Consider the following 18447-nt stretch of genomic DNA (forward strand, 5'->3'; position numbering starts at 1 on the left):
CGCGCCTCCTTCACAGCTTGCGGTACAGCCGCTCGCGCGGCACCAGTGGCTCGAAATCCCCGGCGTGGGCGCTGAAGTGCAGGCTCTCCTTGCTCCCCAGCCCCAGGAAGCCGCGCCGCGCCAGCGCGTCGTGGAACAGGCCGATGGCGCGGTCCTGCAGCGCGCGGTCGAAATAGATCAGCACATTGCGGCACGAAATCAGCTGGGCCTCCTGGAACACGCTGTCGGTGGCCAGGCTGTGGTCGGCAAACACCGACTGGCGGATCAGCCCGGCGCTGAACTTGGCCTTGCCATAGGCTGCATGATAGTAGTCCGAGAGCGAGCGCCGCCCGCCCGCCGCCAGGTAGTTGGCGCCGAACGCCCGCAGGCGCCCCGCATCGTACACACCCGCCCGGGCGATGGCCAGCGCGTCGGGGTTGATGTCCGTGGCGTAGAACACCGTGCGCTCGGCCAGCCCCTCCTCCTCGAACAGGATGGCCAGCGACCACAATTCCTCGCCGCTGCTGCACCCGGCCACCCAGACATTGATCGACGGATAGGTCTGGAGCACCGGCACCACATGCTCGCGGATGGCGCGGAAGTAGGACGGGTCCCGGAACATCTCGCTGACCTGCACCGTCAGGTACTGCAGCATGCGCGCGAACAGTGCCGGGTCGCGCAGCATGCGGTCCTGGAGTTGCGACAGCGTCGCAAAGCCCAGGTCGTGCAGCGCCTGCTGCAACCGCCGCCGCACCGAGGCCCGCGCGTAGTGCCGGAAATCGTGCTGGTACTTGCGGAAGATCGCCTCCAGCAGCAGTTCCAGTTCGATCTCGAAATTGGCGTCGGGCAGCGCCGTCTCGCCGTGATCCACCACCGGCACGGGCAGCGGTAACGACAGCGGCGGCAGCGGCGCGGTGTCCGGGGTCTTCAACTTTCGTGGAGCCATACGCGGCACAGGGACAGCAGTTGATCCACATCAATCGGCTTGGCGATGTAGTCGTTCGCCCCGGCGCGCAGGCACGCCTCGCGGTCGGACGGCATCGCCTTGGCGGTCAGCGCGATGATCGGCAGCCGCCCGTACTCGGGCATCTGGCGGATATGGCGCATGGCCGTGATGCCGTCCATCTCCGGCATCATGATGTCCATCAGGACGAGGTCCACGTCCTTGTGGCGCGCCAGCATGTCCAGCGCCTCGCGCCCGCTGCGGGCGATCTCCACGGTGGCCCCGAGCGGCTCGATCACCTTGGACAGCGCGAAGATGTTGCGCGCGTCGTCCTCCACCAGCAGCAGCTTGCGGCCGTCGAAGGCGTCGTCACGGCTGCGCGCGGCGCGCAGCATGCGCTGCTGCTCGGGCGGCAACTGGGACTCCACGCTGTGCAGGAACAGCGTCACTTCGTCCAGCAGCCGGTCCGGCGAGCGCGCGCCCTTGATGATGATCGACTTCGAATAGCGGCGCAGGCGCTGCTCGTCCTCGGCCGACAGCTGCCGCCCGGTGTAGACGATGACCGGCGGCATCTGCGCGGCGCCATCGCTGGCCATGTGGGCGAGCAGGTCGTGGCCGGTGCCGTCCGGCAGCACCATGTCCATCACCACGCAGTCGAACGCGGCGCCGGCCAGCGCCTCGCGCGCGCCGGCCACGGTGCCGGCGGTGACGATCTCGGCCTGGACCGATTGCAGCAGCGCGCGGATGCTCTCGCGCAGCGCCGGGTCATCCTCGATCACCAGCACGCGGCGCTGGCCCGGCGCCATGCGCGCCTCCAGCCCCCGCATCACCTCGGCCAGCTTGTTGCGCTCGCTCGGCTTGAAGGTGTAGCCGATGGCGCCGCGATGCAGCGCGGCCTCGGCGTGGTCGCTGACCGAGATCAGGTGCGTGGGGATGTGGCGCGTGGCCGGATCGTGCTTGAGCCAGTCCAGCAGCGTCAGGCCCGACTGGTCCGGCAGCGCCACGTCGAGCAGGATGCCGCAGGGCTGGTGGTGGCGCGCCAGTTCCAGCCCGTGGCTCGACGTGGTGGCGTGGATGCAGTCGAAATCCAGCTCGTGGGCCAGGTCGTAGAGGATGCCGGCGAAGTCGATATCGTCTTCCACGACCAGGATCAGGCGGTTGCCGCGCGTGCGGTGGTCGCGGTCGTCGGCAATCGGCTGCGGATAGCCGGACGGCGATGGGCCCGGCCCGCCTTCGGACGCCTCCGGGGCCGGCACCGGCGCTGCCCGGGCGGCGGGCGAGAGCGGCATGGCCTGTGACGGCGGGGCCTGCACCTGCTCGGGGGCGGCCGGCGGCGTGACCAGCCCGGCCTGCGTGGCGGCATCCGCCACCAGCGTGCGCGGTACGGTCAGCGAGAACACGCTGCCCTGGCCCGGCTCGCTCGCCACGGCAATCACGCCACCCAGCAGCCGCGCCAGCTCGCGCGAGATCGACAAGCCCAGCCCGGTACCGCCGTAGCGGCGGCTGGTGGTGCCGTCGGCCTGCTGGAAGGCTTCGAAAATAACCTGCTGCTTGTCTCGCGGAATGCCGATGCCGGTGTCGCGCACCTCGAATCGCATCGCATCGTCGCCCTGCGCGACCAGCGCCAGCGTGACCGAGCCCTTCTCCGTGAACTTGAAGGCATTGGATAGCAGATTCTTGAGGATTTGCTGCAGGCGCTGGCTGTCCGTGACGATGGCGTCAGGCAGGCCCGGCATCCGCTCCACGCGGAAGGCCACGCCCTTCTGCTCGCCCACATGGTCGAACATCTGCGAAATCCGGGCGGTGAAGGCGTCCAGTTCCACCGGCTCCGGCTCGATGGTCAGGTGGCCGGCCTCGATCTTGGAGAGGTCGAGGATGTCGTTGATCAGGTTCAGCAGATCGGTATTGGCCGCGTGGATGGTGGCCGCGTAGCGGACCTGCTCGCCGGTCAGCGTGCCGTCCTTGTTCTCCTGCAGCAGCTTCGCCAGGATCAGCGCGCTGTTCAGCGGCGTGCGCAGCTCGTGCGACATATTCGCCAGGAATTCGCTCTTGTACTGGTTCGAGCGCTCCAGCGCCCGGGCGTTGGCGGCCAGTTCGGCCTGGAAGGCGAGCATCTCGCGCTTCTGCGTCTCCAGCCGCTGGGTGTGCTCCTCCAGCTGGACGTTGGTCTGTTCGAGTTCCGCCTGCTGGGTTTCCAGCCGCGCCTGGGAGTCCATCAGCGCACGGCCGCGCTCCTCCAGTTCCTCGTTGGAGACGCGCAGCTCCTCCTGCTGGACCTGCAATTCCTCGCTCTGGCGCTGGGTTTCGCCGAGCAGGTGCTCCAGCCGGCCCCGGTAGCTCGCGGCGCGCAGCGTCATGCCGACTGGCTCACCGATGCGCTCAAGCAGTTCCACCACATCGGCAGTCCCGCGCCGGGACGTGATAAAGCCCAGTTCGATCACCCCGACGACCTCGCCCTCGGCGGTCAGCGGCGCGGCCACGATCTCCGTGGGAGTCGTGCGGCCCAGCGCGGAGGCCACCGGCAGGTAGTCGGGCGGCAGCCCGCCCACGGCGATCACCCGGTTCTCGGTCACGGCCTGGCCGGCCAGCGTCTCGCCGGGGGCGAGGGTGGCCGGCGCGCGGTCAGCATCGGCCAATGCCCAGGTGGCCAGCCGGTGCAGGCGGCCGTCGTCGCACTGATAGACCACGCCTACGCGGGCGTCGAGCGCCGACGCCAGCGCACGCACCAGCGCATCGCCGACATTGCCGGCCGATTGCGCCGAGCGCACCTCCTGGTGAATCTTCACCTGGGCCTGCTGCACCCACATCAGCCGCTGGATGGCGCCCTGGCCCACCAGGTAGCGGTAGATCACCACGGCCAGGAACCAGTTCACCAGGAAGCCGATGGACCGGTTGGTGATGGCGATGATGGGCGCGGCGCCGGGCGGCGAGACCACGTAGCCCACCGCCAGCAGCAGCGAACTGACCGCCGCCACGATCAGCGGCAGGCGCGGGTTGTCCGCGTAGATCGACAGGCAAATCGGGATCAGATAGAACAGCCACGCGGCCAGGCCGAGCGGCGTGAACGCATCCGCCGCGAAGACCACTGCAAGCGAGACGGGCACCAGGATCGTGCCAAACAGGAAGCGTTGCAGGGAAGTCGGTTGCATACCGGCAGGATCGATGGGATGAAAGCGGGCGGGCGCGGCGGCAGGCGTCCCGGCCCCCCGCCAGCATGGATGCCGGCCAGGGCGCCTTATCGTACCTTGCGACGGGCGCCGTGGCTGTCGGTGTCGCGCCGACAATTGCTGCACCGCAGCGCCGCTACAATCGGCCGATCGCCGCCTTGCCGGCACCCCCGGATCCGCCAATGTTCCCGGACGACCCCGCCGCCCACGCCTTGGCCCATGTGGCCGCGCGCAGCCACGGCGCGCCGCTGCACCCAGACTGGCGCGTCACGCTCAATTTCCACCCGGACCGGCTCCACGCCGGCGTGCCGCTGCTCGCGGCCATGGCCGCCGACGGCGTCTATCGCTCCCAGTTCGAGACCGGCACCAGCAACGGCGGGCTGACCGCCCACCCCGGCGGGGACCGCTGGCACTGGGAAAGCCGGATGTTCGGCCAGGCCTACGACGCCGCGCCGCCAGCCGACCGCCCCAAGTACGGCGCGCTCAACCATCGCCATCGGCCCGAAGGGGGCTCGCCGCGCTTCGGCGCCTGCCACCTGCGGCTGGCGGCGGACGTGCTGGCGCGGACCACCTTCTGTTACCCGGACAGCGTGTTCGATCCGGTGCATTTCGGCGTGGCCGGACGGCTGGATCTGGTAGACCGGCTACATGCCGCGCCGCCGGACGATCCGCTCGACCACTATATAGAAGCGCATGTGCACGGCCCGCTGCGGCTGGCGCGCGACGTGGAGGCGCTCGTGCTCGATCCGTCGTTCCGGGGCACCGAGACCGAGACGCTGGCCCGCGCCCTGCCCTGCGCCGTCGAATGGCACGCGGGATTCTCGGCGAATGCCGATGACTTGCGGGCCGAACGCGACTATCGCGACTATCGCGGCGCCCACATCGCCGAACTGGCCACGACGCTGGCCGGGAGTGAGCCGCTCACCCCGGCCCGGATCGGCGCAGCCGCCCGCGCGGGCCGCCACGATCCCCAGTTGCTGAAGAAGGTCTGGCACTGCCTGGCGCGCTTCGGGAATCGGAATTAGTCACATCACCAGCAGCACCACCCCGCAGATACCCAGCGCCGCCGTCCAGATCCAGTCGAGATTGACCCAGCCGGTCCGCAGGAAGGCCACGCCGACGCGGTCGTAGACCAGCAGCGCCACGGCGCAGATGGCGGCGAGCATCGTTGCCGTGTGCAGGCCCAGCGCCAGCATGGCCGGGCCGAGCGCGTCGGCGGCGTCGAACTGGGTGGCGCCCGGCGTGGCGCAGATCGGCATCAGCGCCGGCACCAGCATCAGCCCGGCCCCGTGCATGCCGGCCATCAGGAACGACCACGCCGCCAGCCCCAGCATGCCAGCCCGCATGCCCACGCGCGGCCGCATGCGGTGCCCGCGCACCATGTGCCAGATCGCCCAACCCAGCAGCACCGCCCCGGCCACCCGCGCGAAGCCGGTGTGCGGCAGCACGCTGCCCAGCCAGAGTGCCACGCCCACGGCCAGCGCCACCGCCGCCGCGTGGCCGAGCGCAATCGGCACCAGCGACCACAGCACCACGCGGCGCTGGCCCCGATGCAGGCCCAGCGCCACGGCGAACAGCCATCCCATGGCCGGGTTCAGGCCGTGGAACAGGCCCAGCGCGGCAATCGTCAGCCAGGGCCACCAGGCAGTCCATGTCGCCGCCCAGGTTGGCGTCCACGTCAGCATGCGCGGCCCCCGCGAAGGCTAGGGAAAGCAGTAGGAATCCGAGGAGCAGTCGCCGCCCTGCAGGCGCACCTGGTGCGGACGATGGCTCTTGGGCCAATCGAGGAAGAAGCGCGGATCGAAGGCGATGCCCCCGTCGGGCGCGGCATCGAGCTTGACCATCCAGCCGTCCAGCCCCTCGGGGTAGAACTGCGGATCGACCGCGCCATAGAGAGAATTGGTGAAATAGACGCGCCGGCCGTCCCGGCTGACCTCCACCATCTGCGGGCCGCCGTTCAGGCTGCGGCCCGGCGCGCCCGGATGCCCGGCCCGCGAGACGATGCCGCCGATCCGCACCTTGCCGGTCAGCTTCGGGGTGAAGGGGTCGGAGACGTCGTACTGGAGCAAATCCCCTGTGCCCCAGCAGGACACGTAGAGGAAACGGTCGTCCATCGACAGGTCGATGTCCGTGACCAGCGGCGGCACCGCGCCAAACCCCTTGAGCATCGGCGGAAGCTGGTCCGGGTCGGCCGGCTCGGCGGGGATGTCGATGATCTTCTTCACCGCCCATTTGTCGCCATCGCGGTACCAGGTCCAGATCGACGAGGACAGGTCCTTCAGGCACAGCACGCAGTTGACGAAGCCGTACGCCTTGGTCGGGTCGTGCGCGGGGCGCAGTTCGAAGACCAGCTGGTAGTCCGGGCCGAAATCGATCTCCTGAAGATGCTTGCGCCCCGTGAAATCCCAGAAATGGAGCTTCCGGCCGTAGCGCGCGCCGAGCAGGATGTCGGCGACCAGGCCGTCCTCGATCATGTCCGGCGTGCCCCACTCGCTTGTCACGAGCGTGTCATAGCCCAGGTGCCACCATCCGTCATAGGCGAAATGCTGGGGACCGCGCTCCACCTCCCATTGGCCGAGCGGGTCGAAGCTCTGGGCGTCCAGCATGGCGATGCCGCCCGGCCCCTTGCCCTCGGCATTGCCCAGCGCCGTCACATAGATGCCGCCCGGGCCGCAATGCACCGTGTGGGGGCGGCTGTAGCCGGTGCGCTCGGCCAGTTCCTCGGGCTCGATCACCCGGCTGATGACGGGCTGGCGCGGGTCCGGGCCGGTATCGAGGATATAGATACGAGAGGAACGCAGGCCCGGCACCACGAGGTAGCGCCGTTCCATATGAGGATGCGGCGCGTTGGGACACAGGCAGGACGAGCAGGCATTCCACCCGAAATGATGCAGTTCGTCGCCGGCATGGGTCATGGTCACCTGCCCGACGATCTGCGCGTACGTGGCCGAGTCGGGGTCCACGTCCACCACGGCGATGCCGTCCGGCTGCTGGCGCCCGGGGTCGAACATCGCCACGTAGGCCAGGGTCTCGGGCGGCGCCTTGGCGGCCAGCCGCGGAGACGGGTAAAAGCTCGGGTCGGGCTTCCAGGTGGCCATGATTCGCCTCCGGTGGACTGCGGGCTTGAACTATAGGACATGGCCGGCCCATGTGACGCCCATGATCCTTGGGTTCAGACGGCCTATCCCAAGGTGTTATGGCGGGTATCGACCCTTTCTCTGCACCATAGGCGTTCTCCTAATTTGCTGAAATCGCGGATCGAAAAGACTGACACCTATCGCCTTTATTGATCAATACGATATGACTTGTCGTAGTCGTTCTGCGATAGTGCTTTCAACACCCCCTGCCCACAAAGGAATTGTCATGAACAAGCTTACGACCGCTTTCGGCGCGCCCGTCGTCGATAACCAGAACATTCAGACCGCTGGTCCGCGCGGACCGGCCCTGTTGCAGGACGTATGGTTCCTGGAAAAGCTGGCCCACTTCGACCGCGAGGTCATCCCCGAGCGCCGCATGCACGCCAAGGGCTCGGGCGCCTATGGCACGTTCACGGTCACGCATGACATCACCCAGTACACGCGCGCCAAGCTGTTCTCCGAAATCGGCAAGAAAACCGAGCTGTTCCTGCGCTTCTCGTCGGTGGCTGGCGAGCGCGGCGCGGCCGATGCCGAGCGGGATATCCGTGGTTTCGCGATGAAGTTCTATACCGAGGAAGGCAACTGGGATCTGGTGGGCAACAACACCCCGGTCTTCTTCCTGCGTGACCCGCTGAAGTTCCCCGACCTGAACCACGCCGTCAAGCGCGACCCGCGCACCGGCCTGCGCAGCGCCGACAACAACTGGGACTTCTGGACCGGCCTGCCCGAGGCGCTGCACCAGGTCACCATCGTCATGAGCGATCGCGGCATCCCCAGTTCGTGGCGCCACATGCATGGCTTCGGCAGCCATACCTACAGCTTCATCAACGCCAACTATGAGCGCCACTGGGTGAAGTTCCACTTCCGGACGGAGCAGGGCATCCAGAACCTGACCGACGCCGAAGCCGCCGAGGTGACTGGCCGCGACCGCGAGCACCACCAGCGCGACCTGTACGAATCCATCGAGCGTGGCGAGTTCCCGCGCTGGAAGCTGTACATCCAGATCATGACGGAAGCCGAGGCGGGCAAGTACCGCGTCAACCCGTTCGACCTGACCAAGATCTGGTCGAAGAAGGACTTCCCGCTGATCGAAGTGGGCGTGATGGAGCTGAACCGCAACCCCGAGAACCATTTCGCCGAGGTGGAGCAGGCCGCGTTCGCGCCGTCGACCATCGTGCCGGGGATCGGCTTCTCGCCGGACAAGATGCTGCAGGGCCGCCTGTTCTCGTATGGCGACACCCAGCGCTACCGCCTGGGCGTGAACCATTCGATGATCCCGGTCAACTCGCCGAAGGCCGCCAAGTTCGTGAACAGCTATCACCGCGACGGCCGCATGCGCATCGACGACAACCAGGGCGGCAAGACCTCCTACGAGCCGAACACGCGCGGCGAGTGGGTGGAGCAGCCGGACTTCCGCGAGCCGCCGCTGACGCTGGAAGGCACCGCCGACCACTGGAACCATCGCGTGGACGACGACTACTTCTCGCAGCCGGGCGACCTGTTCCGACTGATGACGCCGGCCCAGCAGCAGGTGCTGTTCGATAACACGGCCCGCGCCATCAAGGGCGTGTCGCGCCATATCCAGCAGCGCCATATCGAGCACTGCACCAAGGCCGACCCGGCCTACGGCCAGGGCGTGGCGGCTGCGATCGAGCGGATCGAAGGCCAGAAGTAAGCGCTAACCGGGCTACCGGACGATCGGGCACTCCGGGGCTGCGGCCCCGGGCTCCCCGGACACCGCAGGACAGGACAACAGGACAATGCCATGGACCAGACATCGACCCCACCCACCGGCACCATGACGGCGGAAGAGGAATCCCGCATGGTGGCCGCGCTGGGCGAAGTATTCGACCTCGCGCGCCAGGGCGACGCAGCGGCGCTGTCCGCGCTGATCGCGCGCGGCATGCCGGCCAACCTGCGCAATGAAAAGGGCGACAGCCTGCTGATGCTGGCCGCCTACCACGGTCATGTGGACACCGTGCTGGCGCTGCTCCAGGCCGGCGCCTCGCCGGACCTGCGCAATGCGGCCGGGCAGACGCCGCTGGCAGGCGCTGCGTTCAAGGGTTTCAGGGAAGTGATCGAAGCACTACTTGCGCATGGCGCCGATGTGGAAGGAGCCTCGCCGGACGGCCGCACCGCGCTGATGACGGCGGCGATGTTCAATCGCACCGAAATCGTCGATCTGCTGATCGCGCACGGCGCCAACCCGGACGCGCGCGACCACCGCGGCCTCTCCGCCGCCGATGCCGCCGCCGTCATGGGCGCCGGCCGCGCGGCCACCCAGTTGGGCGGGCCGCACCACTAGGTCTTATCGGTCAATCTGGCTCAGCCACGGCCGACGAACGGCATCTTGGTGGCCATCACGGTCATGAACTGCACATTGGCCTCCAGCGGCAGGTTCGCCATGTGCAGGACCGAACTGGCGATGTGCGCCACATCCATCAGCGGTTCCGGGCGAATCTCGCCATTGGCCTGCGGCACGCCGCGCGCCATGCGGTTGGCCATGTCGGTGCCGGCGTTGCCGATGTCGATCTGTCCACAGGCGATGTCCCAGGCGCGGCCATCGAGCGACAGGCTCTTGGTCAGCCCCGTGATGGCATGCTTGGTGGCCGTGTAGGGCACCGTGTTCGGGCGCGGGGCGTGGGCCGAAATCGACCCGTTATTGATGATCCGCCCGCCGCGCGGGTCCTGCGACTTCATCAGCGCGAACGCGCCGCGCGCGCACAGGAAGGCGCCGGTCAGATTGGTATCGACCACGGCCTTCCACTGCTCGACCGACAGTTCATCGATGGAAATGGCCGGGGCGTTGATGCCGGCGTTATTGAACAGCACGTCCAGCCGGCCGAAGCGCTCGCGCACCCGGGCGTAGAGCTGGTCGACCGAGGCCGGGTCGCTCACATCGCACTGCACGGCCAGCGCGGTCTGGCCAGCGGCGGCGGCTTCGGCCGCCAGCGCCTCGAGTGTGGCGGCGGTCCGGCCGGCCAGCACCACCTGGTAGCCGTCGGCCAGCAGCGCCTGCGCCACGGCCTTGCCAATACCCCGGGCCGCGCCCGTGACCAGTGCGACTTTGCTTCCTTGCGTCATACCTTGTCTCCTGTTTTCGTAGCTGCCGATGATAGTCCGACGCGCCTGAAAATGCCTTGGGAGCCATTCCCGGCGTCGCATTTTCGTGATGATCTAAAGATATAACAACAAAGCATTTGGCCGGCGGGGCGCCTTCCCGTAGCATGCGGCAGTCTTTTCTTGCGGACAGGGCCGATTGCGCCCGGTCCACGCGCAATTTTCTTTCAATCGCCCCCAATCAATGTCTGCCGATCTTGCCCTGTCGCCCGCCGCGACGCAGGCCGCCGCCCAGGCGGCCGCGCCCGCCCGTGCGACCATCCGTTCCGCCGCCGATGTGGCCAAGCTGGTCAACCAGGGCGGCGCCGCCGTCAGCAATGCCCGCATCGTCGTGGCCATCGCGCTGGGCGGCATCTTCCTCGATGCCTATGACCTCGGCGCCCTGGCCTTCGGCCTGAAGGACGTCACCCGCGAATTCAACCTGTCGCCCGCCGGCACCGGCATGGTGGCATCGGCCATCACGTTCGGCGCCATCGTCGGCGCCTTCCTGGGCGGCTATTTCACCGACCGCATCGGCCGCTACCGCGTGTTCATGGCCGACATGGTGTTCTTCGTCGTGGCCGCCATCGCCTGCGCGTTTGCCCCCAACGAATACGTGCTGGCCGGCGCGCGCTTCGTCATGGGACTGGGGGTCGGCATCGACCTCCCTGTCGCCATGGCCTTCCTGGCCGAGTTCTCCAAGCTCCAGGGCAAGGGCAACAAGGCGTCCCGGGTGGCGATGTGGTGCCCGACCTGGTACGCGGCCATCTGCGTGTCCTATCTGTTAGTGCTGCTCTGCTACTCGGTGCTGCCGGAATCGCACAGCAACCTGCTCTGGCGCATCATCCTCGGCTTCGGCGCCGTGCCGGCGCTGGTCATCATCGCCGTGCGCAGCCGCTACATGAGCGAATCGCCGGTGTGGGCCGCCAACCAGGGCGACCTGGAAGGCGCCGCCAAGATCCTGCGCCAGTCCTACGGCATCGACGCCGTAGTGGCCCCGGACGCCGTGGCCGAGCCGCCCAAGCGCCCCGCCTCCTGGCGCAACTACGGGCTGCTGCTCAAGGGCGTGTACGCGCGGCGCACGGTGCTGGCCACGGTGATGTCGATTGCCTCGTCGTTCGCCTATAACGCCGTGGCGTTCGGCCTGCCGGTGATCATCGCCAGCTTCCTGGCGCAGTCGATGCTGACCACGATCCTGGTCTCGCTGGCGCTGAACCTGCTGTTCGCCTTCGTCGGCGGCCTGATCGGCGTGCACCTGGTGCCGAAGACCGGCGCCTGGAAGCTGACCGTGACCGGCTACGCCTTCCAGCTCGCCGCGCTGATCGGCCTGGCGCTGGTCGGCAAGCCCCACGGCGCCCCCGAAGTGGTCGCCGCCATCGCCTTCCTGGCCGTGTTCCTGCTGGGCCAGGGCTTCGGCCCGGGCGCGCACACCATGACCTACGCCTCGCTGAGCTACCCGACGTCGCTGCGCGGCGTGGGCGTCGGCTTCAACCAGACGCTGATGCGCGCCAGCTCCACGGCATCGCTGTTCCTGTTCCCGGTGCTGGCCGCCGCGCTGAGCACCAAGGTGTTCTGGGTCATCGCCCTGGCCCCGCTGGCCGGCCTGGTCGCCCTGCTGGCCATCCGCTGGGAGCCGGCCAACTACGACGTGGACGCCGAAGACTTCTGATTTGCCGATCCGCCCGCCGATGGGGAGCCGGTAGGTTCCCCACAGGTCTGCGCCAAAAAGAAACCCCACGCTTGAGAGAGCGTGGGGTTTTTACATTTTGGACACACACCGTGGGGTGTTGCCGACAGTGGGCATAGTGGCCATTGCCCATATTCTGTATATACGACAAGATGCCAACACAGCATCACTTCAAACCAGATCATTCCCAAGAAATCGCGTAAAACGCGACGCCGCGCCCCCTGACCACACGGTTAACTCGCCCAACAAGCGTATTGCCGTATATACAAATAGGGGGTAGCATTTGAAGATCGTCATCTCACCAGCCATCGCAAAGAAGCTTGTGGCGAAGCACGGCGGCATTCGCGATGTGGAGATCCGGCAAGCCTTTGCAAACCGGGTGGGGCAGATCCTCGTGGATGACCGCGAGGAACACGCCTCGGACCCGCCCACGCACTGGTTCTGCGCGAAGACGGACACTGGCCGCATGCTCAAGATCGTCTACGTCAGAAGGGACGACACTATTTTTCTCAAGACCGCGTATGAACCGGCACTGCCCACCGTGGCGTTCTACCGGCGCATGTGCCTGGCCGGGCGGTCATGAATCAACCTTTGCAACAGGAGTAGCACATGAGCAACGCCAAGAAAATTCCGGGAACCGTCGAAGCGTGGGAGCAGGGTGACCTCGGGGAGGACGAGGCACACGCCGTCGTCGCACCCGACGAATCCGCGGCACTGGACCGGGCGCTTGGCCTGCAGGCAGTGTCGATCCGCCTGCAAAAATCGCTGATCAGCGATTTCAAGTTCCTCGCCGAAGAGCACGGCATGGGCTACCAGCCGCTCATGCGCGAGGCGCTGCGCCGCTTTGCGGAAGCAGAAATGAAGCGCCTCGCGGTCAAGTACGCCAACGAACGGCGGCGTGGCGCGGCCGAGCAGGGGGACAGCAAGCCCAAGCGGCCGAAGGCGGCCTGACCAAGGTTTGGCGCGCTCTACGAACCGGCCTGCGCCTCCAGCCACGACGCCAGCGTCCCGACCACGCCCTTGGCGAACATCGTGAACACCGGCTCGCTGACAAACCCCGTGTGTGGCGTAACAACCACATCCGTACGCCCGCGCAGCGGATGATCGGCGGGCACCGGCTCCACGTCGAAGACATCCAGCGCCGCCATGGCAGGGCGATGCCGGTCCAGCGCGCGCGGCAGGGCTTCCATGTCGATCAGGGCCGAGCGGGAGGTGTTGACCAGCAGCGCGTCGGCCCGCATCAGCGCCAGCCGCTCGGCGTTGATCAGCCGCGTGGTTTCCGCCGTCGGCACCAGATGCAGGCTGACCACGCGCGAGGTGGAGAGCAGCGCCTCCAGGCTCACCGCCGTCACCCCCTCTGCCGCCGCGCGCTCGGGCGTCATGCGCGGGCTCCACGTCACCACTTCCATGCCGAGCGCCTTGCCGACACGCGCCACGCGCTTGCCGATCTCGCCCAGGCCGATCAGGCCCAGCCGCTCGCCGTGCAGCACGCCGGGCAGCGGCAGCGCCTCCGCCGGCCGCCAGCCGCCGAGCCGCATCGTCGCCATCTGCATTTCCAGCTGGCGCGTGGCCGCCAAAATCAGCGCCCACGTCATCTCGCAGGTGGACTCCTTGGACGGCCCCCATTCCGTATTGGCGACGGGGATGCCGCGCGCGCGCAGCGCCTCCACGTCGAGCGTGGTGTTACGCGTGCCGGTGAAGACCACGTAGCGCAGCCGCTCGGCCATCCGCAGCGTGGCGGCATCCAGCGGGGTGCGGTCCCGCACCAGCACCAGCACTTCCACCTCGCGCAGCACGGCGGCCAGCGCCTCCCCGCGCAGCGGGGCGTGGTGGAAGGCCACGTCCGCCTGCGCCTGGATGGCCGACCAGTCCGCCAGCCGGGTCAGGGCGCGCTCGTAGTCGCCCAGTACCGCAATCCGGGGGCGCGTCATGTTACGGACGCGCCAGCGCGGTAATGGTGCCGACGTTGGCGGTCTCGCCCAGCTTCCAGCAGGCATCGATCAGCTTGGCTACCTGCGCCGCGCCGAGCACCGGGTCGGCCAGCGCGTGGAACTTGGCGTCCAGGTTGGCATCGGTCATCGGGCGTTGCAGCGAGCCGATGGCGTGCTCCACGGTCACCGCGATCTCGCGGCCGTTCTTGAGCACGGCCTTGACGATGGAAGCGGCCTCGTCGACGTTCGCGTCGGCCGTCGCCACCACCTTGCGGCGCAGCGCCACCACGTCCTCACGGGTGACGATGTGGTCCGAGAACTCCTCCTCGGCGGCGCGACCGAAGATCAGGCCCGCCGCGCAGCCGTGGTAGACGCTGAACTTGGCGAGCAGGCCATCGGTCGGCTCCTTCTTGCCGGTCAGCTCCAGCACCAGCGGGTGCACGCGCAGTTCGATGCGCTCCACGTCCTCGGCCTTCACGCCCTGCTCGCGCAGCTGCACGCAGGCGTCGATGCTCGGGTGGATCACGATGCCGCAGGCAAACGGCTTGTAGGTATTGAACGAGATCTCGAAGCGGCTGCCCAGCTCGTCGGTAATCTCGTTCCAGTCGGTCTTGGCCGAAATCACCTGCATGAAGCCGCGCGGTGCCTCCAGCGCCTTCGCGCTCGACGTGTAGCCGTGCCGCGCCATCAGCGCCGACATCAGCCCGGCGCGCGCCGCGCCGCCCGGGTGGAACGGCTTGGTCATGGTGCCGAACTGCTCGCGCAGACCCACCGGCTGGGAAGCGGCGATGCCCAGCGCCATCGTCGTACGGTCCTCGTCCAGCCCAAGCAGGCGCGAGCAGGCTGCCGCCGCGCCCAGCATGCCGGTGGAGCCGGTGATGTGCCAGCCACGGTCGTAGTGGTCCGGGTACATGGCGTTGCCCACGCGGCAGGCCACGTCGATGCCCAGCACCACGGCATCGGTCACGGCACGGCCGCTGGCGCCAGTGTGCTCGGCCAGCGCCAGCACGGCGGATGCCACCGGGCCGGCCGGGTGGATGATGGTCTTCAGGTGCGTATCGTCGAAATCGAACGTATGCGAGGTAATGCCATTCACCAGCGCGGCGCTGGCCATGTCCACCTTGTCGCGGCGGCCCAGCACGGTGGCTTGCGGCGCCGGCTGCAGTTCCGCCACGGCGGCCAGCGCGGCCACGGCGGACTCATGCCCGGCGGCGCCCACGGCGCAGCCCAGCCAGTTCATGAAGGTGCGATGGGCTTCGTGGTCCACCTCGCGGCTCCAGCCTTGCGACGGATGCGTGGCCACGAATTTTCCGAGGATGCGCGTGACCGGCGGGGCGTTGTGGTCGGCGGCGACATGGGTATTGCGTGCCATGGGATATCAGTCCTTGTTCAGTGAATCGAAAAACGGGGGCTGGCTTGCAGGCAGCCGAGCCGGTCAGGTATCGAGATGGATGCCGCGGTCCTTGGCGAGCTTGCTCCAGCGGTTCACCTCGTCGGCGATATAGCGGCGGAACTGGTCGGGCGTCATCGGCGTGGGCTGGAGCGCCTCGGAGGACAGCTTGTCAGCCAGGTCCGGGCTCTTGAGCACCGTGTTGAGCGAACTGTTGAGCTTGGCGACGATATCGGCGGGCATGCCGGCCGGGCCGACCACGCCGTACCACTGCTGGGCGTCGAAGCCCTTGAGCCCGGCTTCCTCCAGCGTCGGCACGTCCTTGAGCAGCGGGTGGCGCGCGTGGCCGGTCACGGCCAGCGGCCTCACGCGGCCCGAGCGGATATGCGGCAGCGCGGCGGAAAGCCCCGGGAACATCGCCTGCGTCTGGCCGCCAATCAGGTCGTTGAACGCCGGGGCAATGCCCCGGTACGCCGCGTGGGTCATCTTCACGTTGACCTGCTGGGCGAACAACTCCATCGACAGATGCGTCAGCGACCCCGGCCCGGACGAGCCGTACGCCACCGCGCCGGACTTCTTCGCATAGGCGATGAACTCGGCCAACGTGGACGCCGGCACGCCGGCGCTCACCACCAGCACATTGGGCGTGCCGCCGATCATGCCGATGGCGGTGAAGTCCTTGAGCGGGTCGTAGGGCACCTTGCGGGTGGCGGGATTGGTGCCGTGCGTGGCGACGTAGCCCTGCATCAGGCTGTAGCCGTCCGGGGCGGCCTTGGCGGTCATCTGGCAGGCAATCACCCCGCCGCCGCCGGCCTGGTTCTCGACCACGATGGACTGGCCGAGCACGCGGCCCCAGCGGTCCGCCACGGTGCGGCCGATCAGGTCCGAGCCGCCGCCGGCCGATACCGGCACCACGTAGCGCAGCGGCTTGTTGGGAAACGGGTCTTGCGCCTCGGCAAAGCCGGGCATGGCGAGCAGCATCGCGCCAGCCTTGAGCAGGCTGCGGCGGGTGGCATTCATGTCTCCTCCACTTGCATGACACCGCGGGAAGCGTACCGGGTGCCTTTTTTTCGGGATGGGGCCGATGGCCGGCTGGGCCGGCGGGGCCCTGGCTTTGGCTGAACGCATCATGGACGCCCGCCGCGCGTCTGTGAATTGCAAATTTCCTCTCGATTGATGCATGGTGTGCATCAATGGGGAGTCGTCATGGTGCACCCTGAGTTGACACGGACCGGCGGCCTGCGAATACTCCACATCGCCAGCCCGCGCCCCGATCATGTCCATGCTCATGGGTGGCAGGGTTAGAGACGTCATTCACCGCTGTCACACATCCAAGCAAGGACGACCATGAAAAGACTCCGCACGCTCCTCTGTGCCGCCGTGGTGGCGGGACTCGCCGGTTGCGCATCGACCCTCTCCGGCACGGGCGCCGACGCGCCCAAGCCCACCGCGCCGGGGCAGATCACCGCCGGCAAGACCGAAGTGCTCTGGCTCGGCCAGGCCGCCATGCGCATCACCACGCCGGGCGGCAAGGTCATCATGATCGACCCCTGGCTGACCGGAAATCCCAAGACGCCGGCCAACTTCAAGCAGCTGGGCGCGCTCGGCAAGATCGACCTGATCCTGGTCACCCACGCCCACGGCGACCACCTCGGCGACGCCGCGGCGCTGTCGCAGCTCAACAACGCGCCTATCTGGAACGGCGGCGGCATGGGCCAGACCCTGGTCGCGCTGGGCATGGTGCCGGCGGCGATGTCGCAGCGCTTCAACAAGAGCGGCACGGTGGCACCGTTCGGGCCGCAGGGGCCGAAAATCACCGCCGTCCACGCCGAGCACTCGTCCGAACTGGTCTGGAAGAACCCGGCCACGAACAAGGATGAAGTGCACTACGGCGGTGAACCGGTCGGGTACATCATCGAGATGGAGAACGGCTTCAAGGTCTGGCACATGGGCGATACCGGCCTGTACGGCGACATGCGCATGATCGGCGAGATGATCAAGCCGGACCTGGTGCTGATTCCGATTGGCGGGCACTTCACGATGGGGCCGAAAGAGGCCGCCGTGGCCGTGCGCGACATGATCAAGCCCAGGTACGCCATCCCGATGCACTACCTGACCACGCCGCAGCTGGCCGGCACGCCGGCTCAGTTCACGGCCGCGCTGGGGGCCACCGGCACGCAGGTGATCGTGCCGGAGCCGGGCCAGAAGGTGGACTTCTGATGAACCGGACGCGACGCCTGATCGGCACCGCCGGCGCCGCAGCCATCGCGCTGGCGCTGTCCGGCTGTGCCACGCCGGGCGGACCGGCAGCCGCCGGCAACCCGGACGCACGCGCCGCCGCCACGGAACTCGGCGGCACTGGCAAGCTACGCGCCGCCATCAACCTCGGCAACCCGATCCTGGCGGGCCGGGCGGCCAACGGCGAGCTTCAGGGCGTGTCCGTCGACCTGGCCCGCGAGGCCGCGCGCCGGCTGAACCTGCCGCTGGAACTGGTGGCGTTCCAGTCGGCAGGCAGCGTGGTGGAGGCGGTGAAGGGGCGGCAGGTCGATCTGGCCTTCGTCGCCATCGACCCGGTGCGCGCGGCGGACATGGAATACACCGCGCCCTACGTGATCATCGAAGGCGCCTACCTCGTGCGCAACGACGCCGCGCTGCAGCGTAACGAGGACGTGGACCGCCCCGGCACGCGCATCGTGGTGGGCCGGGGCAGCGCCTACGACCTGTTCCTCACGCGCGAGATCAAGGCGGCCACGCTGGTGCGCGCGCCGACCTCCCCCGCCGTGACGGACATGTTCCTGGCCGAGCGGCTCGACGTGGCGGCCGGCGTAAAGCAGCAGCTGGAAGCCGACGCACGGCGCGTGGGCGGCGTGCGGCTGCTGCCGGGCCGCTTCATGGTCATCGAGCAGGCCATGGGCGTGCCCAAGGGCCGCACCGCCGCGCGGGCGTGGCTGAGCAGCTATATCGAGGAGATGAAGGCCAGCGGCTTCGTGGCGGCGGCGCTGCAACGGCACCGCATCGAAGGGGCGGGCGTGGCGCCGCCCCGGCAGCCCTGACGCTATCGCCAGTTGCTATCGGCCTTAATCGATTCCCCACATAATTCCCGGCTTCCGCCAC

General features: G+C 68.1%; 16 protein-coding genes. 8 read left to right on the plus strand and 8 right to left on the minus strand.

Annotated elements, in window-relative coordinates; genetic code table 11:
* Positions 1 to 10: 10 nt before the first annotated feature.
* Both BM115_RS11215 and BM115_RS11220 read right to left on the minus strand, forming a co-directional pair.
* Positions 11 to 910 (minus strand): CheR family methyltransferase, encoded by a 900-nt coding sequence (locus BM115_RS11215; RefSeq protein WP_255370778.1) that lies wholly within the window; start codon positions 908 to 910, stop codon positions 11 to 13.
* The gene (locus BM115_RS11220; RefSeq protein ID WP_092293680.1) at positions 907 to 4071 is read right to left on the minus strand and encodes a response regulator; all 3165 of its coding nucleotides are present in this window, start codon (positions 4069 to 4071) and stop codon (positions 907 to 909) included. Before BM115_RS11220 ends, BM115_RS11215 begins: the two co-directional genes overlap by 4 nt.
* A gap of 200 nt (positions 4072 to 4271) precedes the next feature.
* Here BM115_RS11220 and BM115_RS11225 point away from each other — a divergent pair, with 200 nt between their 5' ends.
* Positions 4272 to 5114 carry a DUF3626 domain-containing protein gene (locus BM115_RS11225; RefSeq protein ID WP_092293682.1) on the plus strand — a complete coding sequence of 281 codons (843 nt, stop codon included), beginning with the start codon at positions 4272 to 4274 and terminating at the stop codon, positions 5112 to 5114.
* On the opposite strand, the gene BM115_RS11230 is transcribed toward BM115_RS11225, so the two are convergent.
* Together BM115_RS11230 and BM115_RS11235 are read right to left on the minus strand one after the other, a co-directional pair.
* Entirely contained in the window at positions 5115 to 5774 is a 660-nt protein-coding gene (locus BM115_RS11230; protein WP_092293684.1) for a hypothetical protein, read from the minus strand.
* 18 nt (positions 5775 to 5792) lie between these two features.
* On the minus strand, positions 5793 to 7187 hold the full coding sequence (locus BM115_RS11235; protein WP_092293686.1) for a selenium-binding family protein: 1395 nt from the start codon (positions 7185 to 7187) through the stop codon (positions 5793 to 5795).
* Positions 7188 to 7452: 265 nt separating this feature from the next.
* On the opposite strand from BM115_RS11235, the gene BM115_RS11240 reads away from it, so the two are divergent.
* Positions 7453 to 8901 (plus strand): catalase, encoded by a 1449-nt coding sequence (locus tag BM115_RS11240; protein ID WP_092293688.1) that lies wholly within the window; start codon positions 7453 to 7455, stop codon positions 8899 to 8901.
* A 90-nt stretch (positions 8902 to 8991) separates the two neighbouring features.
* Entirely contained in the window at positions 8992 to 9531 is a 540-nt protein-coding gene (locus tag BM115_RS11245) for an ankyrin repeat domain-containing protein (protein WP_369823408.1), read from the plus strand.
* 20 nt (positions 9532 to 9551) lie between these two features.
* On the opposite strand, the gene BM115_RS11250 is transcribed toward BM115_RS11245, so the two are convergent.
* On the minus strand, positions 9552 to 10310 hold the full coding sequence (locus BM115_RS11250; protein ID WP_092293690.1) for an SDR family oxidoreductase: 759 nt from the start codon (positions 10308 to 10310) through the stop codon (positions 9552 to 9554).
* Between the two features lie 220 nt (positions 10311 to 10530).
* Between BM115_RS11250 and BM115_RS11255 the strand changes: the two genes are divergently transcribed.
* From BM115_RS11255 to BM115_RS11265, 3 genes are all read left to right on the plus strand, one after another.
* Positions 10531 to 11994 carry an MFS transporter gene (locus tag BM115_RS11255; protein WP_092293692.1) on the plus strand — a complete coding sequence of 488 codons (1464 nt, stop codon included), beginning with the start codon at positions 10531 to 10533 and terminating at the stop codon, positions 11992 to 11994.
* A 301-nt stretch (positions 11995 to 12295) separates the two neighbouring features.
* Positions 12296 to 12595 carry a BrnT family toxin gene (locus BM115_RS11260; RefSeq protein WP_092293694.1) on the plus strand — a complete coding sequence of 100 codons (300 nt, stop codon included), beginning with the start codon at positions 12296 to 12298 and terminating at the stop codon, positions 12593 to 12595.
* Positions 12596 to 12621: 26 nt separating this feature from the next.
* Positions 12622 to 12963 (plus strand): hypothetical protein, encoded by a 342-nt coding sequence (locus BM115_RS11265; protein ID WP_092293696.1) that lies wholly within the window; start codon positions 12622 to 12624, stop codon positions 12961 to 12963.
* A 17-nt stretch (positions 12964 to 12980) separates the two neighbouring features.
* On the opposite strand, the gene BM115_RS11270 is transcribed toward BM115_RS11265, so the two are convergent.
* The 3 genes from BM115_RS11270 to BM115_RS11280 form a co-directional block, all read right to left on the minus strand.
* Positions 12981 to 13943: a D-2-hydroxyacid dehydrogenase family protein gene (locus BM115_RS11270; RefSeq protein ID WP_092293698.1), complete on the minus strand. Its 963-nt coding sequence runs from the start codon at positions 13941 to 13943 to the stop codon at positions 12981 to 12983.
* 1 nt (position 13944) lies between these two features.
* Positions 13945 to 15315 (minus strand): MmgE/PrpD family protein, encoded by a 1371-nt coding sequence (locus tag BM115_RS11275; protein ID WP_092293700.1) that lies wholly within the window; start codon positions 15313 to 15315, stop codon positions 13945 to 13947.
* 63 nt (positions 15316 to 15378) lie between these two features.
* A complete protein-coding gene (locus BM115_RS11280) occupies positions 15379 to 16353 on the minus strand; it encodes a Bug family tripartite tricarboxylate transporter substrate binding protein (RefSeq protein WP_092293702.1) in 975 nt (324 codons plus the stop codon).
* Between the two features lie 327 nt (positions 16354 to 16680).
* Between BM115_RS11280 and BM115_RS11285 the strand changes: the two genes are divergently transcribed.
* On the plus strand, positions 16681 to 17553 hold the full coding sequence (locus tag BM115_RS11285; protein WP_092293704.1) for a metal-dependent hydrolase: 873 nt from the start codon (positions 16681 to 16683) through the stop codon (positions 17551 to 17553).
* Entirely contained in the window at positions 17553 to 18386 is an 834-nt protein-coding gene (locus BM115_RS11290) for an ABC transporter substrate-binding protein (protein ID WP_092293706.1), read from the plus strand. The genes BM115_RS11285 and BM115_RS11290 overlap by 1 nt, the downstream gene beginning before the upstream one ends.
* Positions 18387 to 18447 lie beyond the last annotated feature (61 nt).

Origin of the sequence: Cupriavidus sp. OV096, from assembly GCF_900115455.1 — a bacterium.
Taxonomy (GTDB): domain Bacteria; phylum Pseudomonadota; class Gammaproteobacteria; order Burkholderiales; family Burkholderiaceae; genus Cupriavidus.